The following is a 24,919-nucleotide window of genomic DNA, read 5'->3' as shown; positions in this document are numbered from 1 at the left end:
GGCATCCGTTGGGACTGCAAGGCGGGAGGCGCGGGGCCACGCCGTTGTGGCGGATTGTTGCGCTGCGGCGATCGAATGCGGGAGGGCGCGACTGTGTGGGATCGCGTGTGCGGCATTTCGATACGGTCGTCAGTGCGTCGGTTTGTTGCGGGAATTGGTGCGCAAGAACCGGACGCCCGTGCGATGTCGCGCGGCCGATTCCGGCGTTCGGAAGAGGGAATGCGCAGCGCGCGGACTTGCGGCGGCGCCGATGCGGCGATACGCCGACGCGTCGCGTAGCCAGGCCGCGCGTTGCCGATCTTGTCGATCGGCAACTTGGCCGCGCCCGTTGTTGGTGTGTCGGTTGAATGCCGCAAGCCGGTTCGACGAGGGATAAGCAACGGACTGCCAAACAAATTGATAGCGCGGCTACGGCCGACATACTGCTCGGACAAGCAACGCCTTTCTGCTTGCCGTGCAAATTGGACACGCTATGCGCGCATCGCCGTTCTCACATGGACTGGGTACGATCCGGGTTGACTATAAAAGCCACACGCTGCGTGAACACGCAACGCGATAAAGGAAACAGGCAAATTGAAAATATCGGCCAATGCATAGATTTCACTGGCCCGCCCTACACGATTCGAACGTGTGACCTACGGCTTAGAAGGCCGTTGCTCTATCCAACTGAGCTAAGGGCGGTCGGGGAGAAAAGACACGGCCTTTCGCGGACCGTATTCGGCATCGGGCTTTCGAGTAACGCACGGCAGCGACCGCACCGCCAAACTCAAACCCCCGAAACAAAACGGGCCCGACACGAAGCCGAGCCCGAAATTATACCCGATCATCGCACCAGATCACGCGAGACCGGCCCCCCGCGGCATCAAACCGGCTGCGGATGCAGCATGAACCAGCCGAGGCAGAACACGCCGGCGATCACGCAATACACGCCGAATGACGCGAGCCGGCCGCGCCCTTCGAAATAGCGCATCAGGAACCGCACGCTCAGGTACGCGGCGATCGCCGTCAGCACGCCGCCGAGCAGCGCATCGGCGAGCTGGTCGCGCGCATGGAACAGCTTCGGCAATTCGAGCACGCCCGCGGCAAAGATGATCGGCGTGCCGAGCAGGAACGAGAATTCCGCGGCCTTTTCCGCCGTCAGCCCGGCCACGTTGCCGGCAATCATCGTCAGCCCGCTGCGCGAGAAGCCCGGAATCAACGCGCCGATCTGCGCGAGGCCCACGAAGAACGCCTGCTTGAACGTCATCTTCTCGGGCGGCTGATGCGCGCGGCTGCGCTGGATGCGATCGCCGACCCACAGCAACACGCCGTTGACGATCAACGCGATCGCGACGATCCGCAGATCGTGAAACACGCGCTCGATTCGCTTCTCGAGCAGCAGCCCGACGATGCCGGTCGGGATCGTGCCGATGATCAGCGCCCACATCAGGTGCCCGTCGTCGTTCTTGCGGCCGCCGAGCTGCGCGAAGAAGCCGCCGATCAGCGCGATCCAGCGCGCGCGGAAGTACCACAGCAGCGCCAGCGCGGTGCCGAGATGGAGCGCGACGAGGAATGGCAGCAGTTGCGGCGCGTGCTTGTCGATGTGCATGCCGAACAGCGCCGGCACGAGCAGCGTATGGCCAAGGCTGCTGACGGGGAAGAGTTCGGTAACGCCCTGCAGGACGCTCAGGAATACCAGAAACCAGAGGCTCACGCGTCGGTCCTTTTAGTGAAGATTAAGCGGGAAGGAAGGCGGACGACGCGATGCGCGTCCTGAAAAACGCGCCCCGATTATGCCGAGCCAGGATTACTGCGCCAAGGCATTTGGCAGGATATTGCGGCGCTGCACACAAACACTTGCAATTTGTAAGCGCGCAGAAAGCAAAAAGCCCGCCATTTGCATGGCGGGCCTGTCGACTTCGGCAGGAATTGCCGTCAGCGGCCGAGCTGATAGAAAAATAATACCGTGCTGCCGGTAAACATGCCGAACAGTGCGATTCCCATTGCCATTGCCAGATCCATGGCCCCCTCCACGAAGTGTCATGACCCGGCAACATCACCGGTTTAGAGGCATTATCCCGACGGTCGACCGTGTTAAAAACTCGCAATTTCCCGAGAAGGGTTTTCCCCGACCGGCCGCGGCCCGATAATGGAACGCCCGTTGCTCCCGTCACCCCGCCCAACCCGATTCGCCATGCCGATCTTCCAGCAACACGACATTCACGAACTTCACGCCGGCCCGTCGCTCGTCCGGGTCGCCCCGCAATTCGGCGGCCGCCTGCTGTCCTGGCACGTCGATGGCGAACCGGTGATCTTCTGGCCGGAAACCGCCGACTGGAGCAACCTCGCACGCGTGCGCGGCGGCAATCCGCTGCTGTTCCCGTTCCTCGGCCGCCACCGCGTCGACGGCGAGATCGGCCGCTGGCGCGACGCAGCCGGCGTCGTCCGCGACCTGCCGATGCACGGTTTCGCGCGCGATCTGCCGTTCGACGCGCACCCGTCGGCCGACGGCGCCGCGCTGTCGATGACGCTCGACGCGAACGATACGCTACGCGCGAGCTACCCGTTCGATTTCCGCTTCGAAACGACCTACCGGCTAGCCGACGCGCATACGCTGGACGTCGCGCTGACGACGACCAATCGCGGCGACACGCCGCTGCCCTATTACGCCGGCCACCATTTCTATTTCGCGCTGCCGCACGGCGAGCGGGCCGACACCGTCCTCGAGCTGCCGCCGACGCACCGTTGCCAACAGCGCGCGGACGGCTCGATCAGCCAGCCCGAACCGGGCCAGGCCCGTTATCGCCTCGACGATCCGGATATCCTCGATCGGTTTCACTGCCTCGACGGCCAGCCGTTGGCGCCGGTGCGCATCGTGATGCCGGGCCGCCGCCGCACGATCGAGATCGCGCTGGACGTGCCGGGCTCGATCCCGTGGTACGCGGTCACGACGTGGACCGAAAAGCCGGATTCGGATTTCTATTGCGTCGAACCGTGGCTCGGCCTGCCCGATGCGATCCACAACGGCCGCGGGCTGCGCATGCTCGGGCCGGGCGCGACCGAAACGGCCACGCTGCGGATCCGCGTCGCGCCGCTCGCCGGCTGATTCGACACGCACCGAACCGGGCGCGGCAGCCGCACCCGCGACCGAAACTGCAGTGCGCGGGTCGAACCCGTTAAAATCTGACGTTTTGTGTTGCCTGCCGCGTCATGCGCGGCGGGGTTTTGCGAGGTTCAATGTTCGGAACAACAACGAAGCGACTCTTCGCAGCCGCCTGCGCCGCCCTGCTCGTCGCGTGCGGCTCCGCGCCCGTCGGCCCCGGGTTCTATCGCGTCGAGCGTGGCGACACGCTGTACAAGATCGCGCGCGACAACCGCACGTCGGTACAGAGCATCGTGCGCTGGAACCAGATGACGAACCCCGACGCGATCGAAGTCGGCCAGGTGCTGCGCGTCGCACCGCCGCCCGGCACGACCACCGCGTCGACGCCGTCGACCACCGGCACCGGCAGCGCGGGCCGCGCGCGGCCGGCCCCTTCCGCGCCGGTCGAATCGGCCGTGAAGCCGGCCACGAGCATCGCGCTGATCTGGCCGGCGGCCGGCAACGTGGTGCGCACGTTCGACGGCTCGAAATCGAAGGGCATCGACATCGCGAATTCGCCGGGCACGCCGGTGGTCGCGGCCGCGCCGGGTGTCGTGGTCTACGCCGGTAACGGGCTGCGCGGCTACGGCAACCTGATCATCCTGAAGCACAACGCCGATTACCTGACGGCCTACGCGCACAACCGCGCGCTGCTGGTGAAGGAAGGCCAGTCGGTCACGCAAGGGCAATCGATCGCGGAGATGGGCAACAGCGACAGCGATCGCGTCGCGCTGCATTTCGAGCTGCGCTATGGCGGCCGCTCGATCGATCCGTCACGCTACCTGCCGGCGCGCTGAGCGCACGACAGACGACACGCGACGCCGGCGCGCATCGCGTGCCGTCGCGTCGAAAACGGAAAAAATCGAGTCAGCGCTTGCGCAGACGTCCGGTGAAACGGCCGGACAACGGATCGACGTGACGAGCAAACACCACCAGCACCCCGATTCCAATCAGGCTGAACCCCGCAGCTATCAGAAGCAAATCCATGGTCACACCACTGTTTTGTCTTGATCTTATGCGTCATTGTGGAATCGTGCACTGAGCCTCGCCTATTGGACGAGTCCGAACATTCCCTATCAGGAAACACCATTGTGGATTCGTCTGCGTGAATTCCTGATGTAAGCCGTTCACCCGACGCCACGCTCGACACCAGGAGACCGCCCGATGCTGCCCGCCGCCGACTGCTACGACGCGCGCCTCTCCCGCTTCCAGTGGGGCATTCCGGCGTGCTACAACATCGGCGCGGACGTGTGCGACAAATGGGCAGACGGCAACGCGCGCCTCGCGCTGATCCACGAAACGACGCAAGGCGGCGTTTTCCGCGTCACGCTCGACGACCTGAGGAATGCCTCTAACCGGCTCGCGAACAGCTTTGCGCGTGCCGGCCTGCGGCGCGGCGACCGGATCGGTACCTTTCGCGCGCGACGCCCGCCGACTGGGCATGGAGCGCGCTGCGCGACGCGTGAGCGGCCCGCCCGGCCGGATGGTTTATAGTGGCGCCACGCAGTCTTTCCAAGAAACCGATGTCCTCTGATCAACACGCCGCCGCGGGCGCGTCGCACAGCCCGCTCTACGCCAAACTCCTCGGCGAGACCGCCAAGATCGACTGGTGCGATCTCGAGCGCTTCTTCGCGCAGGGCAAGCTGCTGTCGATCTCACGCGACCTCGATCTCGTCAGCGTCGCGGAAGCCGTCGCCAGCGACGACGCCGAACAGGTCACGCGCTGGCTGTCGTCCGGCCTCGTCGCGCGCATGCCGGCCGAGACCGCCGCCGACTACGCGGCGCGCAATCCGGAGCTGTGGGCGGTCGTCGTCTCGCCGTGGGTCTGCGTGCAGGAACGCGCCTGACGCGTCCGCCATGTCCGACTCCGCGTTACCGCACGGGGACGGCGGCGCCGCGGCCGCCGTCACGCATCGGCGCGTCCTCGCGCTCGCGTTTCCGATCGTCGTCGCGAACCTGACCCAACCGATCCTCGGCGCCGTCGACACGGCCGTCGCCGGCCACCTCGACGGCGCGCAATATCTCGGCGGCGTCGCGCTCGGCGGGCTGTTCTTCAATTTCGTGTTCTGGGGCTTCGGCTTCCTGCGGATGGGGACGACCGGGCTCGTCGCGCAGGCGCATGGTGCCGGCGACGCCGCCGGGATCCGCCTGAACCTGCTGCGCGCGCTGATCGTCGCGTTCGCGCTCGGCGCCGCGGTGCTGGCGCTGCAGGTGCCGCTGCTGTCGTTCGCGCTGTCCGCGCTCGGCGGCAGCGATGCGGTCCGCGCGACGGCGCTCGCATACAGCCACGCACGGATCTGGAGCGCACCGTTCGCGCTCGCGAACTACGTGGTGCTCGGCTACCTGCTCGGCATGCAGCGCGTCCGGCTCGCGCTCGTCGCGCAGGTGTTCATCAACGCGGTGAACATCGCCGCCGTGCTGCTCTACGTGTACGGCTTCGGCTGGGGCATCGCGGGTATCGGCGCGGCGACCGCCACCGCGGACGCATGCGGCTTCGCGCTCGGCGCGTGGATGCTGTGGCGGCTGCGGCCGCGCGGCTTGGCCCCGCTCGCGGCACGTGCGCTTGCCGACCGCGTCGCGCTCAAGCGGCTGATCGCGCTCAATCGCGACATCTTCCTGCGCACGCTGTGCCTGCTCGGCGCGTTCGGCTGGTTCGCGCATCTCGGCGCGAAACAGGGCGACGCGACGCTCGCAGCGAATGCACTGCTGCTGAATTTCCAGACCTTCATGGCGTACGGCCTCGACGGCTTCGCGCATGCGGCCGAGGCGCTCGTCGGCGCGGCGGCCGGCGCGCGCGATCGCCGCGCATTCCGGCAAGCCGTGCGCGTCACGCTGTTCTGGTCGGCACTTGGCGCGCTGCTGTTCGCGCTCGTTTACTGGGCGGCGGGCGGCTGGATCGTCGCGCGCCTGACCGATCAGGTCGAGATCCGCGCCGTCGCGCTGCGCTACCTGCCGTGGGCCGCGATCTCGCCGATCGTGTCGGTCTGGGGTTTCCTGCTCGACGGCGTGTTCATCGGCGCGACGCAGACGCAATCGCTGATGCGCGCGATGGTCGTGTCGTTGTCGATCTTCATCGCGGCCACGCTCGCCGCCGTCGGCACATTCGGCAATCACGGCCTCTGGTTTGCGCTGCTCCTGTTCATGGCCGCGCGCGGCGCGACGCTCGCGCGCTACCTGCCGGCGCTGTTGCGGCGCATTGGTGCGGACCCGCAGGCCGCGTCCGCGACCCGCGCGTGACGGCGAGCGCGGCCGAGCGTTACTGCACCGGCTTCGGCGACGGCGCGTCGAGCATCGACGGCGGCGTCATGTCGGTCGGCACGCCGTGATAGTCGGCAGGATCTTCCGGTGGGTGGCCGCGGCGCGCCTGGCGAGGATCGCTGCTGCAGGCGGCAAGGAGGGATGCGGCCAGCACGGCCAGCATGAAACGGGTCATCAGGTAGAGCTCCGGAAAACGGCGCGCCCATCGCACGCCGGGACCGCGCCGAGTCTAGCGGAAATCCGGTTTCGGGGTTGCGCCGCACATGTCCTACTATGTACGCATGGCGCTGTGCCGTTGAAAGGAGGCTGCCATGTCGTCTGAAGAAATTGCGGGCCTGATCGGCCTGTTCATCGGTCTGATGGTGCTCGTCGCACTGTCGTACTTCGAGTCGCGCGAATACAAGCGCAGCCACGAAGGCGAAGGGATGATCCACCACTGGATGGCGGAACACCATCTGCTCGACTGGCGGCGCAAGCACTGAGCGCGTCGCTGCTGCTCGGCGCTCCCCGGGCCGTCGCGAACGTGCCGCACCGCGGCACGATGAGCGTCGCGTATCGCTGAAATTATCAGGGCCGATACATATACATGCGCCAGATACACGAACGCCGTCGCGCAGCACTTGCCACGCGACGGCGTTCGCTTGCGTGCGCCGCGCCTCAGGGGCGCGATACGGTTCAGACCGCTCAGCCCAGGAAGTGGCGTGCGTAGCGTGCGTTGATGTCCGACAGGCGGAACAGCGTCAGGAAATCCGCGCAGTTGAAGTCGGGATCCCAGGCCGGTGCGCCGCAAATCTTCGCACCGAGACGCAGGTAACCCTTGATCAGCGGCGGCGGCGCGACGGCGGTGCCCGTCTGCAGTTCGTCGACCGGCAGGGCCGTGTGCGGGAACGCGCGATACTCGGGCGCCGTCAGCGAGCCGGCCGACAGCGACTGGTACAGGTTGGCCGCGTAGTGGCCGCCGTCGGCCATCGACACGCTCGCGCAGCCCAGCATCGTTTCGTAGCCGTTCTGCATCATGTACGCGCCCAGGCCGCCCCACAGCGCCATGATGACGGCGCCGCTGCGGTAGTCGCTGTGCACGCACGAGCGGCCGACCTCGACCATCTTGCCGCGCAGATGCGTGAGGCGCGACAGGTCGAATTCGCCTTCGGCGTAGAGGCGGCCGACACGTGCCGCCTGGTGCGGCGGCAGCACGCGGTACGTGCCGACGACTTTCAGCGTGTCGAGATCGCGGACCAGCAGGTGGTCGCAATACGCGTCGAACGGATCGACATCGAGACCGGACGGGCCGCTGACCTGCGCGCCCATCTCTTCGGCGAACACGCTGTAGCGCAGGCGCTGGGCTTCGCGCAATTCGTCTTCCGTACGCGCCCATGCGGCGCGCAGGCGATACTCCGATGTGACGGTTTCACTGGCGCGCGGCAGGTGGCGCCGCGACATGTCGAGGGGCAGCGAGGCAAAAGGGAGCGTAGGCGTCGGCAGTTCTCGCATTAGGCTTTCCTGATCGTAAGGAATAGGACGACATGCCCGCCAATGTAGTAACCGGCCGTGACCGTTATGTGGCACGACCGTGTCTTTTCAATGACGTGTCGCCGAATTGACTTTAGCAGAAAGCTTGCGAAACCGTACGATCAATCCCTTCAAACCCATTCAGGCGCGCTTCACACCAGTTCGGGCGTCAGCACCGCGCGCAGCACGGCCTGCCGGCTGCCGTCGCGCGTGCGGCTCGCGAGCCACACGATTCCGCCCTTCTTGACGCTCCAGCTGTCGTCGCCGCCGACGATCAATTGCGCGGCGACGCTGCCGAGCGTCGGCTGGTGGCCGACGATCACGACCGTCGGCGCGATGCCTTCCGGCCAGCCGGCCGCCGCGAGCACATCGTCGACGCTGCCGCCCGGCGCGAGTGCGTCGACGGTCCGGTACTGGTCGGTCAGCGCCTCGACGGTCTGCACGGTGCGCGCCGCCGGGCTCGCGAGGATCACGGTATTCGTCTCCAGCCGGCCGCGCAGCCATTTGGCCATTGCCTGCGCGTCCTTGCGGCCGCGCACGGTCAGCTGGCGCGCGAGATCGCTCGCCGCGTAGTCTTCGGCTTCGGCGTGGCGCCACAGGATCAGATTCATCATGATGTTCTCCTTGCTTCGGCGAGCGGCCGCGCGCGCATGCGCTCGGGCCGGCCGATCATCATGGGAATTGTCGCAAATCGCGGGCGGTTCGCGGTCGCGACATTTACCCGCATATCGTGATTGACCGGATCGGCCATTCGACGTTATTATCTTTGGCTCGTCGGAGCGTAGCGCAGCCTGGTAGCGCATCTGATTTGGGATCAGAGGGTCGTAGGTTCGAATCCTATCGCTCCGACCAAAGGAATCAAGGGGTTACATGCCAAAAGCGTGTAACCCCTTTTTCTTTATTCGGCTCATGTAACCACCATGTAACCCGATCTAGCCTAGCTCAATCTGGACCTTCTCACTCGACAGCAACAGGCCAAACGGTGAAGTTCGAGCGGTCCCGTTCGCTCCGCTGGGAAATCCGACGAAAGGGACGTAGCGTATCCGTTCAGTGCGGAACGATGAAAGCCTTCGTCACGAGGGCTGCGACACTAGAGTCAGGCTGTCGAAGAGCGGAAACAGTGATGCCGGCCGAACCATCCGGCATACAACCCTCAAGCGGCGGATCAAACTGCAAAGTAGCTGTGCCACGCAGCTGCAAGCCGCTCCACTGAACCTCACGGCGGTCGTTCACCTGCCTGATCGTTTGTCCGATCAGCTTGCTTCCCTTCGGAATGGCAACGTTGCCAAAACGGTCATAGACGTTGAGCGACACGATGCCGATCATCATGCCGCCAATTCCGGGATCGCCCGTTTCCAAGCCAACAACGATGGGAGTGCCCTCCGTGATTTCATACGGCCGGATGTGATGGAATTTCGCCACGATGGGTGCGTCCGGATCCGTGCCATCGTTGGCTTGGGCCCGCGCTTCATCCGAGAGCATCAACATCACCACGCACGAGAGGATGATCAGGGGCAACTTCACGGCGAACTTTTCCGTTGCTGAGGGGTGGGTGCCAGCCACATGCGAGTAAATACAGTGTCTTGATCCGATCATACGAGACTCGATATCAGGTGACAGCCACATGTGGCACGATGGCCGTGACGCGCGATTGGAAGGCCGTCATCCATCATCGATGCGTCGCCCTCTTCGATGACGTTGGGTGATACTTCAGGATGCTGAGGGCACGACACATAGTCGCCTTTTCGTGCGACGTAGCGGCCGTCAAAAGACATTGTCGAAGAGGCCGTAATCACCTTGCCTTCGTGGTCAGTGCCATCGTGAAGGCGGATTAAATTTATCATGATATTTCGTCTTGACAAAAAAATGATCCTAATTTTCTGTTTTACAAGAGGAGAATGAATTTGGGATGGCGACCATCTTAATATTTTCGTCGAGAATGAATTTCCGCTCCCGGCACTCGGCAGGTTTTCCGTTTGATGCATCGATATAGTATTTTGCGACAAGCATCTTGCTGTCTGCCTTGCTTAGCAATTCGGTGATATATGATCTGCCATCCCGGGTTTTGTTAGGCGTCTTGCCGTTTGACGAAAACATATCCAGGGAGTTTAAATCCTTTCCCGTTGAAAGGTCTGAGAAAGTGTAGTAACGACACTCCATGCCGCAACTATGGACCCCGATGTGATATTTTCCTGCGAAATTTATTACAGGAGGCGCCACTAGCTTGCCATCATCATCTCGCCAGCCGGAATCGGTTTTTTTGTAATACTTTGGTATATGCAGGGAACCTCGATAAAGAGCGGAAGGATGATTTGCGAAATCGATATCCTGCCCCCAGCACAGAGCATGGCTCATTGCTGCAACCACAATGGCAAATTTCAGTAAAATATCGCTCTTCATTGTTCGTTTTTTATTTAATCAAATCATCAAGACCGCCAACAGGAACTGCAAGATCACTATTTCCCTCCAGCTCGTCCGCCACATATTTTTCAAAATGCTCCTTCACCGATCTCATGTTGACGCCACCTTGACCATACTGATCGCCTGGCAGACTGGCCCACTCATTATTGGCGTGATGCGTGAAAATTGCTCGTTCCAAGTCCGCATTTTTCACATCATCGAGACAATTTCGTTTGTATTTCATGATCGCAACAATATACCTATCTTGAGAAATTGGCGAGAAATCTTTGACCTTTGCCAATCTTCTGTAGGTTTGCCCCTCTTCCGGGAACCAGTTATACCCCATGATCTGATAGGCGCCGGCAGCCGACGACGTTATGCTCTTTCCGTTATGTTCTCGGGTGATATATATCTTCGGATGGTCGCTAAAATCTCGATGATAATCTTTGATGAAAGATTGGCCGCCATATAGTCTCTCATATCCTTCCGGCCCCTCGGTGCCTTCCCCGACTCGAAGCATTCGCAAGAATGCGCGCACTCTAGCTTCTTCTAGAGTAATGCCAATCCCGCTAAGGCCGCAGAAATTACCTATAATCCCAATCGGATGGAAATGCCACGGATTTGGATCACCAGGAAACCCGTCCACTTTTTTCGCAGCGACCTCCTCCCACCATTGGAGCTTCCCGATGCGTTCGATTTCGGCCTTCCACAACCACAGTAGCTTCTTCATTAATGGCGATAACTCCTCCCATTTCCCCAAGCCACCGCCCCATTCACTTTCACAACGCACGATGAGGTGGGAAAGCGCTTCCGCCGACCAATCTACTTCTTGCGCATGTTTCAATTCTTGTGCAGTCACCTTGCCGTCGTGGTTTGCATCGAGGGCCTTCTCCAGCTTTGCGATAAGTGGGCTCGCATTGACCGTTGCCGCGCTTGTTTCGAATTCCGTCTTGCTCTCATCGGCGAGAAATTGCTCTCCGACGTGGATGTAACGTTTGAACATGTCCACGGGCTTGATACTGCTGTTGTCAACACGTTCGAAGCCGGGCCAGTCCCACGGCCCGCACATTTGCACGAGCGGGTGGTCCTGTTCACATACCCATCCTTCGCGAGTGCTGCCGCCCTTCGTCCCTATCTTCACGTAGTACCAACGGCGATCCTTGTCGTCTTTCGCGAAGTTGGTTGCACCGCTCTTATCCAACTCGCTCACGCGGAACACATCGCGAAAGTCCGCACCAGGCCCTTTGGCATTTGAGAAGCTCAGCGGGAAATCCTTCCAGCCAGGCACGATTGTCGTGGTCGTCGTGTTGGCAAAATTACTTTCGACCCAAACGGGGGCACCGGCATCGTTGTAAACGGGTTTCGTATGGCGTCCGCCATGAACGGGGGCTGCTGTTTTAGGCTGCACCTTGATCCATTTGCCCTTCGCGTCGCGGGAGAGAGGGACAAGCTTTACGCCGGGCTGCAGTTTTTGGTCCGCATCGGGGAGGTCTGCGATGAGTCGAGCGCCTGGTGAGATCTCTAGAAACGCTTTGGACTTGGGTAGCTGCTTGGCGCGTTCGCGGCTTTTATCGATGAATGCCTCGAGCTCAGGACCCGCGAATACCTCCAAATGCAGCAGCGGCCGCGTTGGCTTCGCCGGCAACAGCTTCGCGTCTGGGTAACGCAGATAGTGACCCAACTGGCCGATCACATCGCCGGCGTTCACCCACTTGGGTTCTTTGAGCACGACGATCGTATCCAGCGGCTTCGGATCGACGATCAGGTCAAGCTCCTTCTCAAATACGTATCCGAAGGGTGCATGCGGGGATACGGAATCACCGACGACGGCTGCCACCGGCTTCCCCGACTTGATTGCGCTGATTTTGACCCAGCCAGGACTTGCTTTTGCCTTCTCATCCGTAGCTGAGACGGTTAATTCTGTTCCCCTCGGCAAGATGCCGATGATCTTGCCGTTGGGTAGATCTCGGATGCGCAGGCCAACGATCGGGGCCGGCTGAGGCGTCGGGGTGGGAGTATCCTTGGGATCTGGTTTGAGTTGTGGTGGCGTTTTGAAATTGCTCTTGATGAAATCACCCAACACATCCTCACTGATCGTGTCTTTCAGCGAAGGCATCGGGATTTTCGGAAGTGGAACGCCTTGCGGATCCTTGGCTTTGTCACCGACACGATAGTACCGATCGCCTTCCCAATACGGCATCGCGTCCATGTTCAGCTTCGACGGATCGACTTGGGCGACCTTCGCTTGTTCTTTAGCCGATAGATAGCTGTCGTGATCCATCGTGTGCATGTACAGGCTGAAGAAGGTCAATACTTCGCCTGGTGCCGGTTTATTTGTGGTCGTTGGAGCAGTCGCTACTGGCGATGGCGTCGGCGGCGGAGCAGAATTTGATGAGGATGCTGGTTGGGCAGCCGAATTCTTGCTCGTGGCCGCATCCGTCTTCGACGGTTGCGACGGAGATGGCGGCGGCGGTAGTTGCAGGCGGTGGCGAACCAGCACGAAACCGGTCGAATACAGCGCGTGACGGCCGTCCTGATAATCTTGTTCGGGATACTTGCTGTCGAGCCGGTATGCGACGACTTCGCCATCGGCGATCGCGCGGAAGCCTTCATCTTGCTTCAGTTGGACGGCTGTGTTCTGGTCAAAGTGCACGCCTCCGTGCCACATACCGTTTGCGCCGAGCGGATAGAACCCGTCCTCCGCCGTCGCTAGCGCCTTCATGTACGTCATTGGTTTGTCCGCCCCGTCGGTATCGACCGGGGTAAACGGATAGGCCCACTTCAGGGGCTTGTAACTCGGTGCAGCGGTAGTCTGCGTTGCCCCCGGTGCGTTTGGCGCAGCTTTCGGTTTTGCGGGCGCGGGACCTTTCGCGGAATGATGGTTCGTGCTCATGTTTCTCGGAATCTCTCGTTTTTGCTTTCGTGTTGCGTTTCCGTGTCAGCCGGAGAAGAGTGAACCGCGTCCACCGTCAGTCGATACCGGCGTCGCCTTCAGCGGATCAAGCTTCATTCCGCTGCCACCACTCGGTTTGTCCCAACTGCCGCATTTTTCCAGAATCTGTCCGGTCGTCACGTTCTCGATCAAACCGCCCTTGATGCTGATGTATGAGCCGCCCGCCCCGATCCACACTTCCTTCGCGGCCGTCAGAATCAGCCGTCCGTCCGCGCTTTCGATCTTCACGTCTTGCAGCCCCACCAGCGAGGCCGAGCCGCTTTGCGCCTGAATGTCTACCGGTCCCTTTGCCGCGAAAATCTTGATGCCGAGGTTTTGCGCGAACAGGCTGATCTTGTCGAGCACACTGACCAGCAACGCTTTACCGGCGGCCAAGTTGACGTTCTTGCCTGCAACGACGTTCGCGTGCTGGTTCGCCGTGACATGCATCGACTGCTGCGTCGACGCGGCGATGCCTTCAGGGCTCGACAGCAGCATCACCGGCTTCGCAAAACCGTTCGCATTGCCCGTGCCGCCGCCCGCTGTACGGCCGCCGCTGGCAGAACCGGCGACCGTGCGCTGCGTTGCGTCGGTGAACGACTTCAGCGCGGCCTGACCGTCCTGGAGGCTTTCGGCGCGGTTCGTTTCACTGGCCTTCGACACGGTCTCGAGCACGGCTTCCGCGCCAGCAAGCGGATCGGTGGCGGCCGTTACGTTCAGCGGCTGGGCGGTGGCTGGCTGCGTCGATACATAGAGCCCCTGCTCGGCGCGTACCGCGCCGTACGCGCCGGACTTCAGGTCGAATCCGTTGCCGAGGAACGAGCCGCGCGTGTTATCGGATTGTTCGATCAGGTAGCCCAAATGCAGGTGAGAACTGTAGCTCGACGAGTAAAGGTGGACTCGGTTCTGACCGGTAGCGTCGTCCATGACGAGCTGGTTGAAGCCTTCACCGCCGTATTCGCGAGAACGGAAGCCGGACAGCAGGCCGTGCGTGTGCCACACCGGCATCGTTGCGCCACCGTGCAGTCGCGAGATGATTACCGGCCGGTCACAGTCGCCATTCACGAATCCGAGGAGCACCTGATCGTCTTTGCGCAACGGAAAGTAACCGCCGCGCTTTGAACCTGCGTCCGGCATCGCTGCGCGAATCCATGACGTCGACTTCGTATTGCGGTCTTTTCGGCTGTTCGATGTCCTGACCCGCACACGGTTGCCATCGTCCGTGACGATTTCTTCATCGCTGTCGGTTACGACAATCGCCGTCTGCAAGTGCATCTCGGGCTTCTCGTGCTCGAACGGACTACGAAACGGCGTCTTGCGGCGTTGTGCTTCGATCTCGACGTGAAAAAATCCGACACCGCCATCACGGTGGCTCACGGTCGTACCGGTCCCAGCCGCCTGGACCTGCTCGATCTCGCTGCGCAGGCTGCGCGGGAATCGCGTGAGCGCATCCATGCCGGGCAAGTTATTTTGGATCAGCCAGTCGCTCGCGATGATCGACAGTTCGCGTTCTTCTTCCGGCAATGCATCGAAGAGCGGATGTCCCGACACCTTGAACCAGTAGCCGGGCAATGCATAACGGGGACTGCCGATCGCGAAATAGCGTTTTGCTCGCGAAGCCCATTCCTCGGTGCGGATGCGGGCCTGTTGTTGTCCAGCATCAGATTCTGCCCACGTCTGTGAGCCGGTATAGAGATACTCTTCGCCCTGACCGGGTAACTCATCAAGATCAGCCGCTGGCGTGCTCGCCTGTTTATCGAGGTCAGGTCGCTTATAGTCGGCGGTGCCGAGCGTCAGCGTCGCACTTTGGGCGTCCTGCTGTTCGCTCAACTGGGTGAGTCCGTCGAAATCCTCATCGGTACCCGCGTGGCTGAACTTCATCTCCGAATTCGGTAGCGACGGCCCAAAATAGAGGTCGTCCATCATGACGACCTTGTGCGACTTGCCGTCCTTCGCGAAATCGAAGCGCGGGAACACGCCGATTTCCTCCAGACTCCGGTGGACAAAATTCCAGTCGGTTTCCCACTGCACGCGGTGCGAATATGAGCGTATCGCCGTGCGCAGTTCCTGACCGTAGTTGCCAGAGGCTTGCGGATGTTTGTCGAATACGTCGGTGAGGATCTGCCAGCCGCTGGCTTCCTGCCAATCGCGCCGATCGCTGCTGAGCTTGAGGAAGCTCAACCATGAAGCGAAATGGAGCTGAAAATATGACAAAGTGCCATCGTTCCCCAAGCGACGAGCCTGTTGCACGTAGCCGTGGATTGGCAGATAGCCACCGTCCGTCTGGCGAATCCAGAGTGTGACGGGCTGCAGCATCAGGGCACCGAGCTTGATCTTGTCGCCCATGACGGATGAGGCGTCGACGGTCACCTCGAAATTGCGCCCGAGCCGCGCGTTGATCTTGACGTACAGTGGTGTGAGCCAGTTGTCGCCGAGTGGAGTGTCAAGTTTGACGATACGATCGAACTGCGCGTAACCGCCGCGCAGCGCCTTATCCAGCATGTCCGATGCCATGCAACAACCCCGTTTAGGGAAACACGTCTATTGCTCTCAGACAATTCGACGATAATGTTAATGTAAAATTACAGAAAGAGACTTGAAACAAATATCGATTCGATTTCAATCTTAGAGCATAGCAAACGTCAGTGAAAAAGCGTTCATTTCTTATAAAGACGCTGCTTTCAACAAGCTGACTAAGATCAGCGTGGTGAGTTGGCACTCCCTTACAAAGTCAGACAGTCACACGCCAACGCGCTCGACGTATCTACCCGTCGCAATTTAACGTCGAGGAGTCGCTGCGTCCGGCTTCGCCCCCACAAAGCTATCGGCCATTCCGTGACTTTGTGTGGCCACCCTGCAATGAATTCCCGATAGCATCTATCTACGCGAGCATCAGGTTCAAGAACGAACTCGTGCGGCCTAAGGTTCGACCACTGCGGTCGATTCTAAAAGGATTCACCTATATATCACCTCCACGAGCACGGCCAACTACAGCCGCTCCGCCGCCGCACTTCCGCCGCGACGCTCATCGCATCTCGGTTCGCTGTTCGCTCAACGACGGATGGCGAGCTCATGCGTCCTATCCCAGTCACGCGCTGCACGCGCTTCAGCTTGACGGACCGCGTCTGGACATGCGCCGTCGTTCGAGATGCGCCCTCGCAGGCATCGGCCATTCGAATTGAAGACAGGGGCCCTCGATATAGATAAATCCTGTTCTTCCGCAAATCCGACTGACTGCACCGCCCCAGCGCCATCCCAACGCATGTGACTGCTTGATTTCAATTGGGGAAGTAGTTCGCCACCGCCTGACTCGCACCAGACTATTCGACGAAACAAAAAATCGATAATTTCATTCGAATAAACAATTATCAACATTGCTAACGACCCTCTTTTTTACATTTCGTTTCATTTAAGAATGTTGATTTTTAAATTCTTAATTACTAGCCTTACGAGGCAGCAATTCCGCTGCACATCAAGGAGATTCCGATGAGTTTCGAAATCAATCTGACCGACATCCTGGAAATTACTGACGCTGAGTCGGTGAATGCAACCGACAGCACGATGGGCGCCGCCGGTGGCGCGATCCTCGAAGGAATTTCGTGGGTCTATATGGAATAATCGACTAGATCGATAGCTTTATGACCGCCCCGTCAAAAAGCGGGGCGGAATGACCATGCACGCACGAGACAATCAAGCTCACATAACGTGGTTCGACGATCAGATAATCGCGCTCGATCTCACATCAGATCGCTACACCGTACTATCGCCGACACAATCCAAAAAACTAGAACCAGTTTCAAAATACAGTCTAAAAGACCACGGGTGCAGCCACCCACTCCTTAAACACACTGGCGTTCCGGTTAACTGCTGGAAAATCACGCCGGGCCAGTTGCGATTAGGTATACCGGCTTTTGACTGGATTAAGTTACTCACCACACTCCACCAGGTTCATCGCATCTCAAGAGAAAAGCGGATGTTAGGCCTTATAGAAGCAATCAATAACGAGCGATCCAAAATCAAGCCCCTCCAAACAAATGTGAGCAAAGAAGATCTTATCGCGTCGGTCAACCTGGCCTGCATGGCATATATTCGAAAGACAAAATGCCTGGAATGGGCCGCAACTCTAATTATTGCCGGCTATCGCTACGGATTTGATTTCAATCTCGTCATTGGAGTTCAAAGCCGCCCTTTCTTTGCACACGCATGGGTCGAATCCAATGGATTTGTCGTGGGCGATCACCCTGATCGCCGTATGCAACTCGCTGTAATTTACGAGTTTCCTAAAAATGGTTAACGCAACACTCTTCAACCATTCCTGTCAACGTGATTCTCATGACTTCGCTCGGGAAAAATTTTGGCGGACCGCTTCTCGCTATCTCGCAAGGTTCAAACTTTCCTCCCAAGCTACCAATCCCACCCTTATATTCGGCGAGAACAGCATTGCGCTATGGTGTATCGCAGGTCGCGTATTGTGTCGCGACAGCGGCGAAGCAGCGCCGCTAGGCAATTTCGTCGCGACATTTCTGCGAGATATCAGTGAGGTGGCGGCCCAATTTTGGGGGCATTTTGCTGCAATTGTATTTGACCGGAGAAATTCGACCTTTATTGTTCTTTGCGATTCTTGCGGCCAATTTCCAATTTATTATTCCCTCGATCGATCTGGCGATCTTCACATCGCTTCCGACGTGAACGACCTCCCCTCAATCGAGCAAGGCCACGCGAAGCCGAATAATTCGTACCTTCACTGTTACCTCGCACATGGGTATGGCAATGCAGACGAGACAGGAATCGAGAATGTCTCCCTTTTGCCTCCAGGAATGTTCCTTACCTATCAACAGGGGAGTATTTCCCTGTCCCGAATGTGGGCTCCAAATGTACGGCGGAGACGATCAACCGATCATAATCCGATTGCGATATTGTCGACAGTCCTGCACTCGCTTATAGAGCCCGACCGACCAGCAGTTCTCGAGTTGTCGGGCGGTTTAGAGTCCACTGCCCTCGCAATCGCCGCACACCGCGCAGGACTGTCCGAGCAAATTACGGCTGTAACCCATTTCGATCCTGATCGGGCTTCATCAAACGAAGTGTCGGTTGCTCGCATCGTCGCAGAAAAATGTCGGCTGCGACATGAAACTTACCCACTACTAAGCCAACTGCCATTCGCACCGGCCCACGAAGTGCCATTGACTGCGCGGCCATCGACACAACTATGCTTCCTCGCCCAGACTGCAAATTTGGCTCACGCTGGTGTTCCAGGGCGGGACGACACGCTCATAAACGGGCACGGCGGCGATGCACTCTTCTTGGGCCCCCCGCCCTTCGGAGTGCCTGTCGATGCTATGGCCAAACTTCGATTTGTACGCGCGATCACCGCCTTGCGGGATCTCGCGATTTACTATCGGATACCGATTTGGGCCGCGCTCAAACGATCAATGCACGACGCGCGCCAGTACTTTCGCGGCGGACTTGGGCAAAGCGCTGATCCGAGTGTCGTGCATGGGTGCCCGAGGGCGATGCCTGCCGGTCTATACGACGACTTGCTAACCAATTGGAGATTGTTGGTACAGCCAGGAAGAAGATATCAAATGGCTGCACTGGCGGCGACTCTGGACGAAACTGCGGTCCAGGTCCGCCCCACCATACGCCGTCCCATCTTGCCATTTCTCGCGCAGCCAATGGTTGAACTCGCCCTCGGAGCTAGTTTGGAAGACTTGTTCACGGGTTATCACAACCGCCTAATCGTCCGACAAGCGGCCTTCGATTCGTCGAATTTGCCAAATCTATGGCGGACCGACAAAGGCGACACAACACACTCAGCCTTACAAGGTCTTTACGTGCACTATGACCACGTACGAGAAGTTTGTCTGGACGGATTTTGTGTAGCGGAACGAATGGTGCGCCGCGATGGTCTAGAGAAGCTACTTAAACGTGCCGCCGATGGGTTTCCTGTCGGTCTTGCCGAAATCACGCGCATCTACGCGACCGAAACGTTTGTCCGGGGAATGTTTAGTCGGCAGAAGGTGGACCACACTGCACACAGAGACATAGCGCGTACCGCTCAATCGTTCCAGTAGAGATACGAGCGAGCATCAGCGGGTCACCATTTTTCAAGAGGGAAAAATGTCGTTTGTGCGAGAAATAACTAAAGATTATATTTCGGCATACCGTGTCGCAATCTCCAGCTACAAGTCCCTTCCGATTCACTTCATCTTTGCGACGATCGGAATGCTAGCGATTTCCGCGCTCGGGACTTCGATACCATATTTCCTGCGAGAAAGCACCAATGCCCTCTCTCATCAAGATTATGGATTTTCCAAACAATCAGCCTTGATTTTCGCTGCTGCATACGGGGCCTCTTGGACAGTCGCGCGAATCACTGAATGGATCAAAACAGCTTTTTCGGCAGCCATGCTAGCCAGATGCGACGCAGCATTCCAGAAGTCTTACTACTCACACCTGATTCGTGTAGAGTATTCCAAATTATCAAAATTGGACCCCGGCACGATAGCGTCAATAATATCCCGAAGTCGCGCAGCCTTCAGCGCGCTCACTTTTACGTTGTTTTGGATCATTGCACCGACCATTTTTCAACTCGCACTTACGACGACCGTACTTTGGCGACTAACAAGCCTATCTTTCGCGCTCGCCTTTGTAATTTCAATGCTTGTACTCTTCGCAGCCACATGGACCTTGGCCGCAAGAACCAAAAGCGCTCACGCTGAAATATTTGGTGCGTCCAATCTTCTGTCCAGTCACTTGATCGAAAAACTCGGCTTCATGACGGACATTAAGGTGAATGACGCATACGGTCGTGAAGAGCGTTCATTAGATCGCATCCTAGGGAGATATATTACTCAAGTGTCGCAAGGTAACGCACGGCTCTCGTTGTTGCTAGCTTTACAAGCTCTGCTCACCGGTATCGCTCTCACGGTCTTTACCGTGATCGCAGCAGCAGCAGTGACTCGGGGTAAATTTAGCGTCGGTGATTTCGTGATGGTTACCGGATATATTGTTGCGCTTACAGCACCATTTACCAATCTTGCCGCATCACTCTCCGATCTACGTCGCAATCATCTCGCCCTTTGTGAAGGCTTCGATATTCTCACCCTTCCTCGAGAATCAGATTTTTCGGAGATAACAGAAAGCACGGAGAAGGGCCCTGTTTTTGAGTTCTACGATGTAACCATGACATTAGAAGGTCGCGAGATTTTGCACAAAGTTAATCTCCATGCTTACAACAATGAAGTGACAGTACTAATAGGCCCGTCAGGAAATGGCAAGTCGACCGTCATTAATTTGATGCTAGGACTACTGCGTCCGTCCGAGGGTCATGTCCGGCTGAATGGTGTAGATATCTCAACGCTCTCCCCAACCGCAATATCTAAGATTGTGGCTGTGGCACCGCAGAACCCGTTAGTTGTCAGTGGTACGCTCCGGGATAATCTCGCCTTCGGTTGCGAAGAACCACCGAGCGATGATCAGTTGCTCGATCTAGTCGACGCACTTGAACTGCGAAGCTTAACCAAAAGCAGCACGAGCAATATACTGGATGCCACGCTCGGCGTTCAAGGCAGAGAACTTTCTGGGGGAGAAAAACAGCGGGTTGCACTTGGTCGGGCACTTGCACGCAAGACACCCATCATTGTTCTTGATGAGCCCACGTCATCTCTTGATCCCCTTCGTGAAATCAGAGTGTTCGAACAAATACGTCGACGCGTAAGTACAATCATCGCAGTCACGCACCGCGAGGCACTATTGGATGTCGCAGACCGTGTATATCACGTGGACCACGGGAGCGTCACAGAATTCGCACCCGAATCTCCCGATCCAACTGCCCATCAGCGCCGACAACACATGGATTAAGAGTACGATCTCGTGTCACACCACATCGGTCGCCTACTTGTGCGCCCCCCTGGTTCGACCGCTGCAATCGATTCTAAAAAGATTCACCCACATATCACTCTACTGAGCACGGCCAGCTACAGGGCGGTCTCAAGAATCAAGTGCAACGTTTAGCCAATCCGGCGGCAGCCAATTCCATCGCCATAGCCTCTTCAGGGGTTTTCCAGTTGAGGGTTTGGCGAGGGCGGCCGTTCATCAGTTTGGCAATGTCGTTCAATTGCATCTGGGTGACGCCTGACAGGTCGGCCCCCTTGGGCAGAAACTGGCGCAGCAGGCCGTTGGTATTTTCGTTGCTGCCCCGTTGCCAAGGGGCGTAGGGATCTGCGAACCAGATGTCCAGATTCAGTCGTTCAGCCAACTCGACATGACAAGTCATTTCCGATCCGCGATCGTACGTCAGGCTCTCGCGCAGAAAGGCCGGGAGCTTCTTCATCTGGCGCGTGAACCCCTCCAGTGCGTCCTGGGCCGTACAGCCATCCATGCGGCACAGCACGACGAACCGGGTCTTGCGCTCGACCAAGGTACCGACGCACGAGCGATTGAAGGCGCCTTTGATGAGATCGCCTTCCCAATGACCGGGCCATTGGCGCGTTTCGATTGCCTCGGGTCGATGGATGATGCGCAGTTCTTCCGGTACAAAGCTCTTGCGGGCCAACGTCTTGCGCGCGTTGCCGCGCACCGGCTTCTCCTGGCGCAGGGCCTCGATCATCGCCTGCTTCAAGCCGCCGCGGGGATGGGTATAAATGGCCGCGTAGATCGTTTCATGACTGACGCGTTGCTCGGGATTATCTGGATGCATCTCGCGAAGTCTGGCAGCAATTTGCTGCGGCGACCAGCGCCGATAAACCAGATCGTGATGCACTTGCCAGTACAGCGCGCTTCCTGTTGCCAGCTTCGCCTGAGGCCGACTTCGCTCGCGGCGCGCCCGGTAGGCTTCTCGCCGCGCTCGTGGCGTCATAACAGCGAGACGGTACGATTGCGTGCCAGTTCTCGCGTGATCGTCGACGCGCTGCGACCAAGCAGCCTTGCAATCGCCCTGACGCTCGTGTTTCTGGTCCTCTCGATCATGATCGCCGCGCGCTCTTCGGCGCTCAGATGCTGGTATTTCGTCATTGCAACACCCTACCTCATCAAAGGTGTTGCACTTGAAACTAGAGTCTAAGCAGTCAGCGTGGGGCCGACACCGTCTTGACGGCGCGAGTTACCGGTTTCCCCACCGATTGGAATCCATGCGTGGCAGTGTGGCATTGGCAGCACACGGATCGGACAGTTCAGCGTCGACGCCCAAGGGCGCCCGCATCCGCTGGCGGGCGTGCGCGAGCACCAATCGGAATGTGGTCCCAGCGCGCTGGGACGGAGGGCTGCGGTTGAACGCCGTAACCCCTGTGCCGTTTACGGGTGCTTTTTACCGGCCGTTGAATCCTCCACCCGTTTTCCGGCCAGCGGCGGCACGGCCCGGGCCCGGATCACCCGTCGCGTCCACGCGGCCGCGCATCCATCGTCCACCTCGCGCACGGAACTTGCTGGAACACGCGATAATACGTGTGAACAACCTGCAACCGCGCATGAAAAACAACATTCTCAAGCCAGCCCTCTGCGCGTCGCTGCTCGTGCTCGCCACCGCCGGCCCTGCGTCGGCGAAAGCGCTCGACGACGCGCTCGATTGCCATTCGACCGGCCACAAGTTCGTCGCGCCGCTGCTCGCGGCCGGCGACATCCAGTCGGAGCCGATGCACGTCGAATCGAATTCGGTCAATGCGTTCCGCACGAACCGCGCGCTGACGGCGTACGGCTTCGGCGTCTACGTCGTGCTCGGCTACCAGGCGAGCGACCCGATCTTCCGTCCGGGCGACGGCAAGCCGATCGGCGACTGGGCGTACGGTGTCGTCGTGCGTGGCACGAAGAGCGCGGTCGAGGAAGCCGTGCGCAAGGCCGGCAGCGACGCAACCGTCAAACAGGCGTTCCCGTTCCTGACCGCGATTGTCTGCTCGTCGGATTGAGCGGACCGTCAGCACCCGCGCTGCGCGGCCGCTGACGATCGTACGGGGGGCGACGCCTAGCGAGCGCCACCATCGAAGTATCCGCCGGGCCCGAGTCACCCTCCCGGCCCCGCTATCGCCCTGTCACGCGCCGGTATAAACCACGCGATACGGGATACCGACCTTCTCCCACTCCGCCGCCTCCTGACTGAGGCTGTAGTCGGTCAGCGGGTTCTGCTCGACCCAGGCGCTCGGCAGACGCACCTCGTACCCGCCCTTCTTCATCTGCGAAACGGAAATATCGGGCAGCCCCGCATCGGTCCGGCGCCGGCACAGTAGCGCCGCGAGCCGCAGGCAGAACAGCAGCGGCCACTCGACCTCGCGCGCCTGCGACAGCTTGCCGAGCTTGCCCGCATGGCCGAGCACGAGCGCGGCGAGCCGCGCCTGGTCGGTGCGCGAGAAACCCGGCATGTCCGCGTTGCTCGCGATATAGGCCGAATGCTTGTGATATGCGCTGTGCGAGATCGACAGGCCGATTTCGTGCAACGCGGCCGCCCAGCCGAGAAACATCCGCCCTTCCTCGCGCGCTTCCTCGTCGTCTTCCTCGAGCTCGTCGTAGAAACGCACCGCGAGCGCGCCGATCCGCCCGGCCTGCGCACGATCGACGCCGTAGCGGCGCGTGAAACCCTCGACGGTCACCGCGCGCATGTCCTCGTGCTGCGTCCGGCCGAGCAAGTCGTACAGCACGCCGAGGCGCAGCGCGCCGTCGGTCGTATCGACGTAGTCGACGCCCAGCTCCTCGAACACCGCCAGCATGATCGCGAGGCCGCCCGCGAGCACCGGCACGCGGTCGGGCTTCAGCGCGATCAGCTTCAGCCGGTTGACGTTCTCCGACTTGATCAGCGCACGCTTCAACCGCTCGAGGCCGCCGCGCGAAATGCCGTGCGTGATGCCCGGATCGTTGAAGCCGTTCGCCTCGACGAGCTCCGCGAGCGCGCGCGCGGTGCCGGACGAACCGATCGCCTGGTCCCAGCCGGCCTTCTTGTATTCGCTCGAAATGATCTGGATCTCGCGCTTGGCCGCGAGCTCGGCCTGCCGCATCGTGTATTCGTCGACGTTGCCGGCCGGGAAGAAGGTGCGGCTATGGCTCACGCAGCCGATATAGAGGCTCTCCATCACGATCGGCGTGTAGTGCGAGCCGATGATGAATTCGGTCGAGCCGCCGCCGATGTCGACGACGAGCCGCTTGCCGGCGCTCGCCGGCACCGAGTGCGCGGCGCCCGCATAGATGAGGCGCGCCTCTTCGCGGCCCGCGATCACTTCGATCGGGAACCCGAGCGCCGCCTCGGCCTCGCCGAGGAATTCGGGGGCGTTCTTCGCGACGCGCAGCGTGTTGGTCGCCACCGCGCGCACATGATCGGGATGGAAGTCGCGCAGGCGCTCGCCGAACCGCTTGAGCGCCTCCCAGCCACGCTCCTGCGACGCGCGATCGAGCATCTTGTCGCTCGACAGCCCCGCCGCCAGCCGAACCGGCTCGCGCAGCGCGTCGACGGGATAGATCTGGCTGCCCGCCGGCGTTTCCTCGACGCGCCCGACGATCAGCCGGAAGCTGTTCGAGCCGAGATCCACGGCAGCCAGCAAGTGGGGAGTTGTAACCATCAGAAGGGGGCTCCGTGCGCGTTCTTTCGCGGCAGCCGTGCCGGCAACCGCGGGCGATCAATCAAAGGCGACATTTTAAGCGTGGAACGCTTGCCGTTGCCACGCTTCACGGGCATGCACACTGCTTCATTCCATATAGCCGAAACATTTATGCGACGA

Annotated in this window: 22 protein-coding genes, 2 tRNA genes and 2 pseudogenes; 12 read left to right on the top strand and 14 right to left on the bottom strand. The window is 59.8% G+C overall.

The window, feature by feature from the left end; translation table 11 throughout:
• Positions 1–604: 604 nt before the first annotated feature.
• Positions 605–681: transfer RNA gene (locus tag GJG85_RS06560), tRNA-Arg, on the bottom strand.
• A gap of 181 nt (positions 682–862) precedes the next feature.
• Positions 863–1,693, bottom strand: a complete 831-nt coding sequence (locus GJG85_RS06555; RefSeq protein ID WP_050013665.1) for an undecaprenyl-diphosphate phosphatase — start codon at positions 1,691–1,693, stop codon at positions 863–865.
• 480 nt (positions 1,694–2,173) lie between these two features.
• Here GJG85_RS06555 and GJG85_RS06550 point away from each other — a divergent pair, with 480 nt between their 5' ends.
• The 5 genes and pseudogenes from GJG85_RS06550 (at position 2,174) to GJG85_RS06530 (ending at position 6,358) form a co-directional block, all read left to right on the top strand.
• Positions 2,174–3,085 (top strand): aldose epimerase, encoded by a 912-nt coding sequence (locus GJG85_RS06550; RefSeq protein ID WP_124630009.1) that lies wholly within the window; start codon positions 2,174–2,176, stop codon positions 3,083–3,085.
• Between the two features lie 131 nt (positions 3,086–3,216).
• Positions 3,217–3,918 (top strand): peptidoglycan DD-metalloendopeptidase family protein, encoded by a 702-nt coding sequence (locus GJG85_RS06545; RefSeq protein ID WP_006476318.1) that lies wholly within the window; start codon positions 3,217–3,219, stop codon positions 3,916–3,918.
• Positions 3,919–4,285: 367 nt separating this feature from the next.
• Positions 4,286–4,558: pseudogene (locus tag GJG85_RS06540) on the top strand (AMP-dependent synthetase); the annotation flags it as partial.
• An 86-nt stretch (positions 4,559–4,644) separates the two neighbouring features.
• Positions 4,645–4,968, top strand: a complete 324-nt coding sequence (locus GJG85_RS06535; RefSeq protein WP_124630008.1) for a DUF2288 domain-containing protein — start codon at positions 4,645–4,647, stop codon at positions 4,966–4,968.
• Between the two features lie 10 nt (positions 4,969–4,978).
• A complete protein-coding gene (locus tag GJG85_RS06530) occupies positions 4,979–6,358 on the top strand; it encodes an MATE family efflux transporter (RefSeq protein WP_124640438.1) in 1,380 nt (459 codons plus the stop codon).
• A gap of 19 nt (positions 6,359–6,377) precedes the next feature.
• On the opposite strand, the gene GJG85_RS06525 is transcribed toward GJG85_RS06530, so the two are convergent.
• On the bottom strand, positions 6,378–6,554 hold the full coding sequence (locus GJG85_RS06525; protein ID WP_089467143.1) for a hypothetical protein: 177 nt from the start codon (positions 6,552–6,554) through the stop codon (positions 6,378–6,380).
• Between the two features lie 136 nt (positions 6,555–6,690).
• Here GJG85_RS06525 and GJG85_RS06520 point away from each other — a divergent pair, with 136 nt between their 5' ends.
• A complete protein-coding gene (locus GJG85_RS06520) occupies positions 6,691–6,861 on the top strand; it encodes a hypothetical protein (protein WP_006476323.1) in 171 nt (56 codons plus the stop codon).
• A 202-nt stretch (positions 6,862–7,063) separates the two neighbouring features.
• Here the strand turns inward: GJG85_RS06520 and GJG85_RS06515 are convergent, their stop codons facing one another.
• Both GJG85_RS06515 and sixA read right to left on the bottom strand, forming a co-directional pair.
• The gene (locus tag GJG85_RS06515) at positions 7,064–7,870 is read right to left on the bottom strand and encodes a GNAT family N-acyltransferase (RefSeq protein ID WP_050013659.1); all 807 of its coding nucleotides are present in this window, start codon (positions 7,868–7,870) and stop codon (positions 7,064–7,066) included.
• A gap of 170 nt (positions 7,871–8,040) precedes the next feature.
• On the bottom strand, positions 8,041–8,502 hold the full coding sequence (sixA, locus tag GJG85_RS06505) for a phosphohistidine phosphatase SixA (RefSeq protein WP_050013658.1): 462 nt from the start codon (positions 8,500–8,502) through the stop codon (positions 8,041–8,043).
• A gap of 161 nt (positions 8,503–8,663) precedes the next feature.
• On the opposite strand from sixA, the gene GJG85_RS06500 reads away from it, so the two are divergent.
• Positions 8,664–8,740, top strand: a tRNA-Pro gene (locus GJG85_RS06500).
• A gap of 195 nt (positions 8,741–8,935) precedes the next feature.
• Here GJG85_RS06500 and GJG85_RS06495 read toward each other — a convergent pair.
• The 5 genes from GJG85_RS06495 to GJG85_RS06475 all read right to left on the bottom strand — a co-directional run bounded on the left by GJG85_RS06495 (position 8,936) and on the right by GJG85_RS06475 (position 15,734).
• On the bottom strand, positions 8,936–9,412 hold the full coding sequence (locus GJG85_RS06495) for a conjugal transfer protein (protein ID WP_179233128.1): 477 nt from the start codon (positions 9,410–9,412) through the stop codon (positions 8,936–8,938).
• Positions 9,413–9,480: 68 nt separating this feature from the next.
• Positions 9,481–9,732 carry a PAAR domain-containing protein gene (locus tag GJG85_RS06490; protein WP_080334308.1) on the bottom strand — a complete coding sequence of 84 codons (252 nt, stop codon included), beginning with the start codon at positions 9,730–9,732 and terminating at the stop codon, positions 9,481–9,483.
• A gap of 28 nt (positions 9,733–9,760) precedes the next feature.
• Positions 9,761–10,288 carry a hypothetical protein gene (locus GJG85_RS06485; protein WP_235356246.1) on the bottom strand — a complete coding sequence of 176 codons (528 nt, stop codon included), beginning with the start codon at positions 10,286–10,288 and terminating at the stop codon, positions 9,761–9,763.
• A 10-nt stretch (positions 10,289–10,298) separates the two neighbouring features.
• A complete protein-coding gene (locus tag GJG85_RS06480) occupies positions 10,299–13,181 on the bottom strand; it encodes a glycoside hydrolase family 104 protein (protein WP_204383772.1) in 2,883 nt (960 codons plus the stop codon).
• A 45-nt stretch (positions 13,182–13,226) separates the two neighbouring features.
• Positions 13,227–15,734 (bottom strand): type VI secretion system Vgr family protein, encoded by a 2,508-nt coding sequence (locus tag GJG85_RS06475; RefSeq protein ID WP_050015232.1) that lies wholly within the window; start codon positions 15,732–15,734, stop codon positions 13,227–13,229.
• Between the two features lie 972 nt (positions 15,735–16,706).
• On the opposite strand from GJG85_RS06475, the gene GJG85_RS35205 reads away from it, so the two are divergent.
• Genes GJG85_RS35205 through GJG85_RS06460 form a run of 4 tightly spaced genes read left to right on the top strand, consistent with a single transcriptional unit; the run spans position 16,707 to position 21,083 of the window.
• Positions 16,707–16,838 carry a hypothetical protein gene (locus tag GJG85_RS35205; RefSeq protein WP_256975452.1) on the top strand — a complete coding sequence of 44 codons (132 nt, stop codon included), beginning with the start codon at positions 16,707–16,709 and terminating at the stop codon, positions 16,836–16,838.
• A gap of 55 nt (positions 16,839–16,893) precedes the next feature.
• On the top strand, positions 16,894–17,514 hold the full coding sequence (locus GJG85_RS06470; RefSeq protein ID WP_160300518.1) for a lasso peptide biosynthesis B2 protein: 621 nt from the start codon (positions 16,894–16,896) through the stop codon (positions 17,512–17,514).
• Positions 17,507–19,294 carry an asparagine synthase C-terminal domain-containing protein gene (locus GJG85_RS06465; RefSeq protein ID WP_204383771.1) on the top strand — a complete coding sequence of 596 codons (1,788 nt, stop codon included), beginning with the start codon at positions 17,507–17,509 and terminating at the stop codon, positions 19,292–19,294. The genes GJG85_RS06470 and GJG85_RS06465 overlap by 8 nt, the downstream gene beginning before the upstream one ends.
• Positions 19,295–19,340: 46 nt before the next feature.
• The gene (locus GJG85_RS06460; protein WP_050015230.1) at positions 19,341–21,083 is read left to right on the top strand and encodes an ABC transporter ATP-binding protein; all 1,743 of its coding nucleotides are present in this window, start codon (positions 19,341–19,343) and stop codon (positions 21,081–21,083) included.
• 136 nt (positions 21,084–21,219) lie between these two features.
• Here GJG85_RS06460 and GJG85_RS06455 read toward each other — a convergent pair whose 3' ends face one another.
• The 3 genes and pseudogenes from GJG85_RS06455 to GJG85_RS35275 form a co-directional block, all read right to left on the bottom strand.
• A complete protein-coding gene (locus GJG85_RS06455) occupies positions 21,220–22,080 on the bottom strand; it encodes an IS30 family transposase (protein WP_050015228.1) in 861 nt (286 codons plus the stop codon).
• Positions 22,077–22,235 (bottom strand): helix-turn-helix domain-containing protein, encoded by a 159-nt coding sequence (locus tag GJG85_RS34945; protein ID WP_080334305.1) that lies wholly within the window; start codon positions 22,233–22,235, stop codon positions 22,077–22,079. The genes GJG85_RS06455 and GJG85_RS34945 overlap by 4 nt, the downstream gene beginning before the upstream one ends.
• Before the next feature lie 88 nt (positions 22,236–22,323).
• Positions 22,324–22,413, bottom strand: a pseudogene (locus tag GJG85_RS35275) (plasmid pRiA4b ORF-3 family protein); the annotation flags it as partial.
• Positions 22,414–22,687: 274 nt separating this feature from the next.
• On the opposite strand from GJG85_RS35275, the gene GJG85_RS06450 reads away from it, so the two are divergent.
• Positions 22,688–23,122, top strand: a complete 435-nt coding sequence (locus GJG85_RS06450) for a hypothetical protein (RefSeq protein WP_050015246.1) — start codon at positions 22,688–22,690, stop codon at positions 23,120–23,122.
• A gap of 123 nt (positions 23,123–23,245) precedes the next feature.
• On the opposite strand, the gene ppx is transcribed toward GJG85_RS06450, so the two are convergent.
• Complete coding sequence (ppx, locus tag GJG85_RS06445) at positions 23,246–24,760, bottom strand: exopolyphosphatase (protein WP_050015227.1); 1,515 nt, start codon at positions 24,758–24,760, stop codon at positions 23,246–23,248.
• Between the last annotated feature and the right edge of the window lie 159 nt (positions 24,761–24,919).

Origin of the sequence: Burkholderia sp. MS389 (assembly GCF_016899425.1) — a bacterium.
Lineage (GTDB): Bacteria > Pseudomonadota > Gammaproteobacteria > Burkholderiales > Burkholderiaceae > Burkholderia > Burkholderia sola.
The sequence above is the reverse complement of the archived record's forward strand: the minus strand, read 5'-3'. Positions and strand labels throughout refer to the sequence as shown.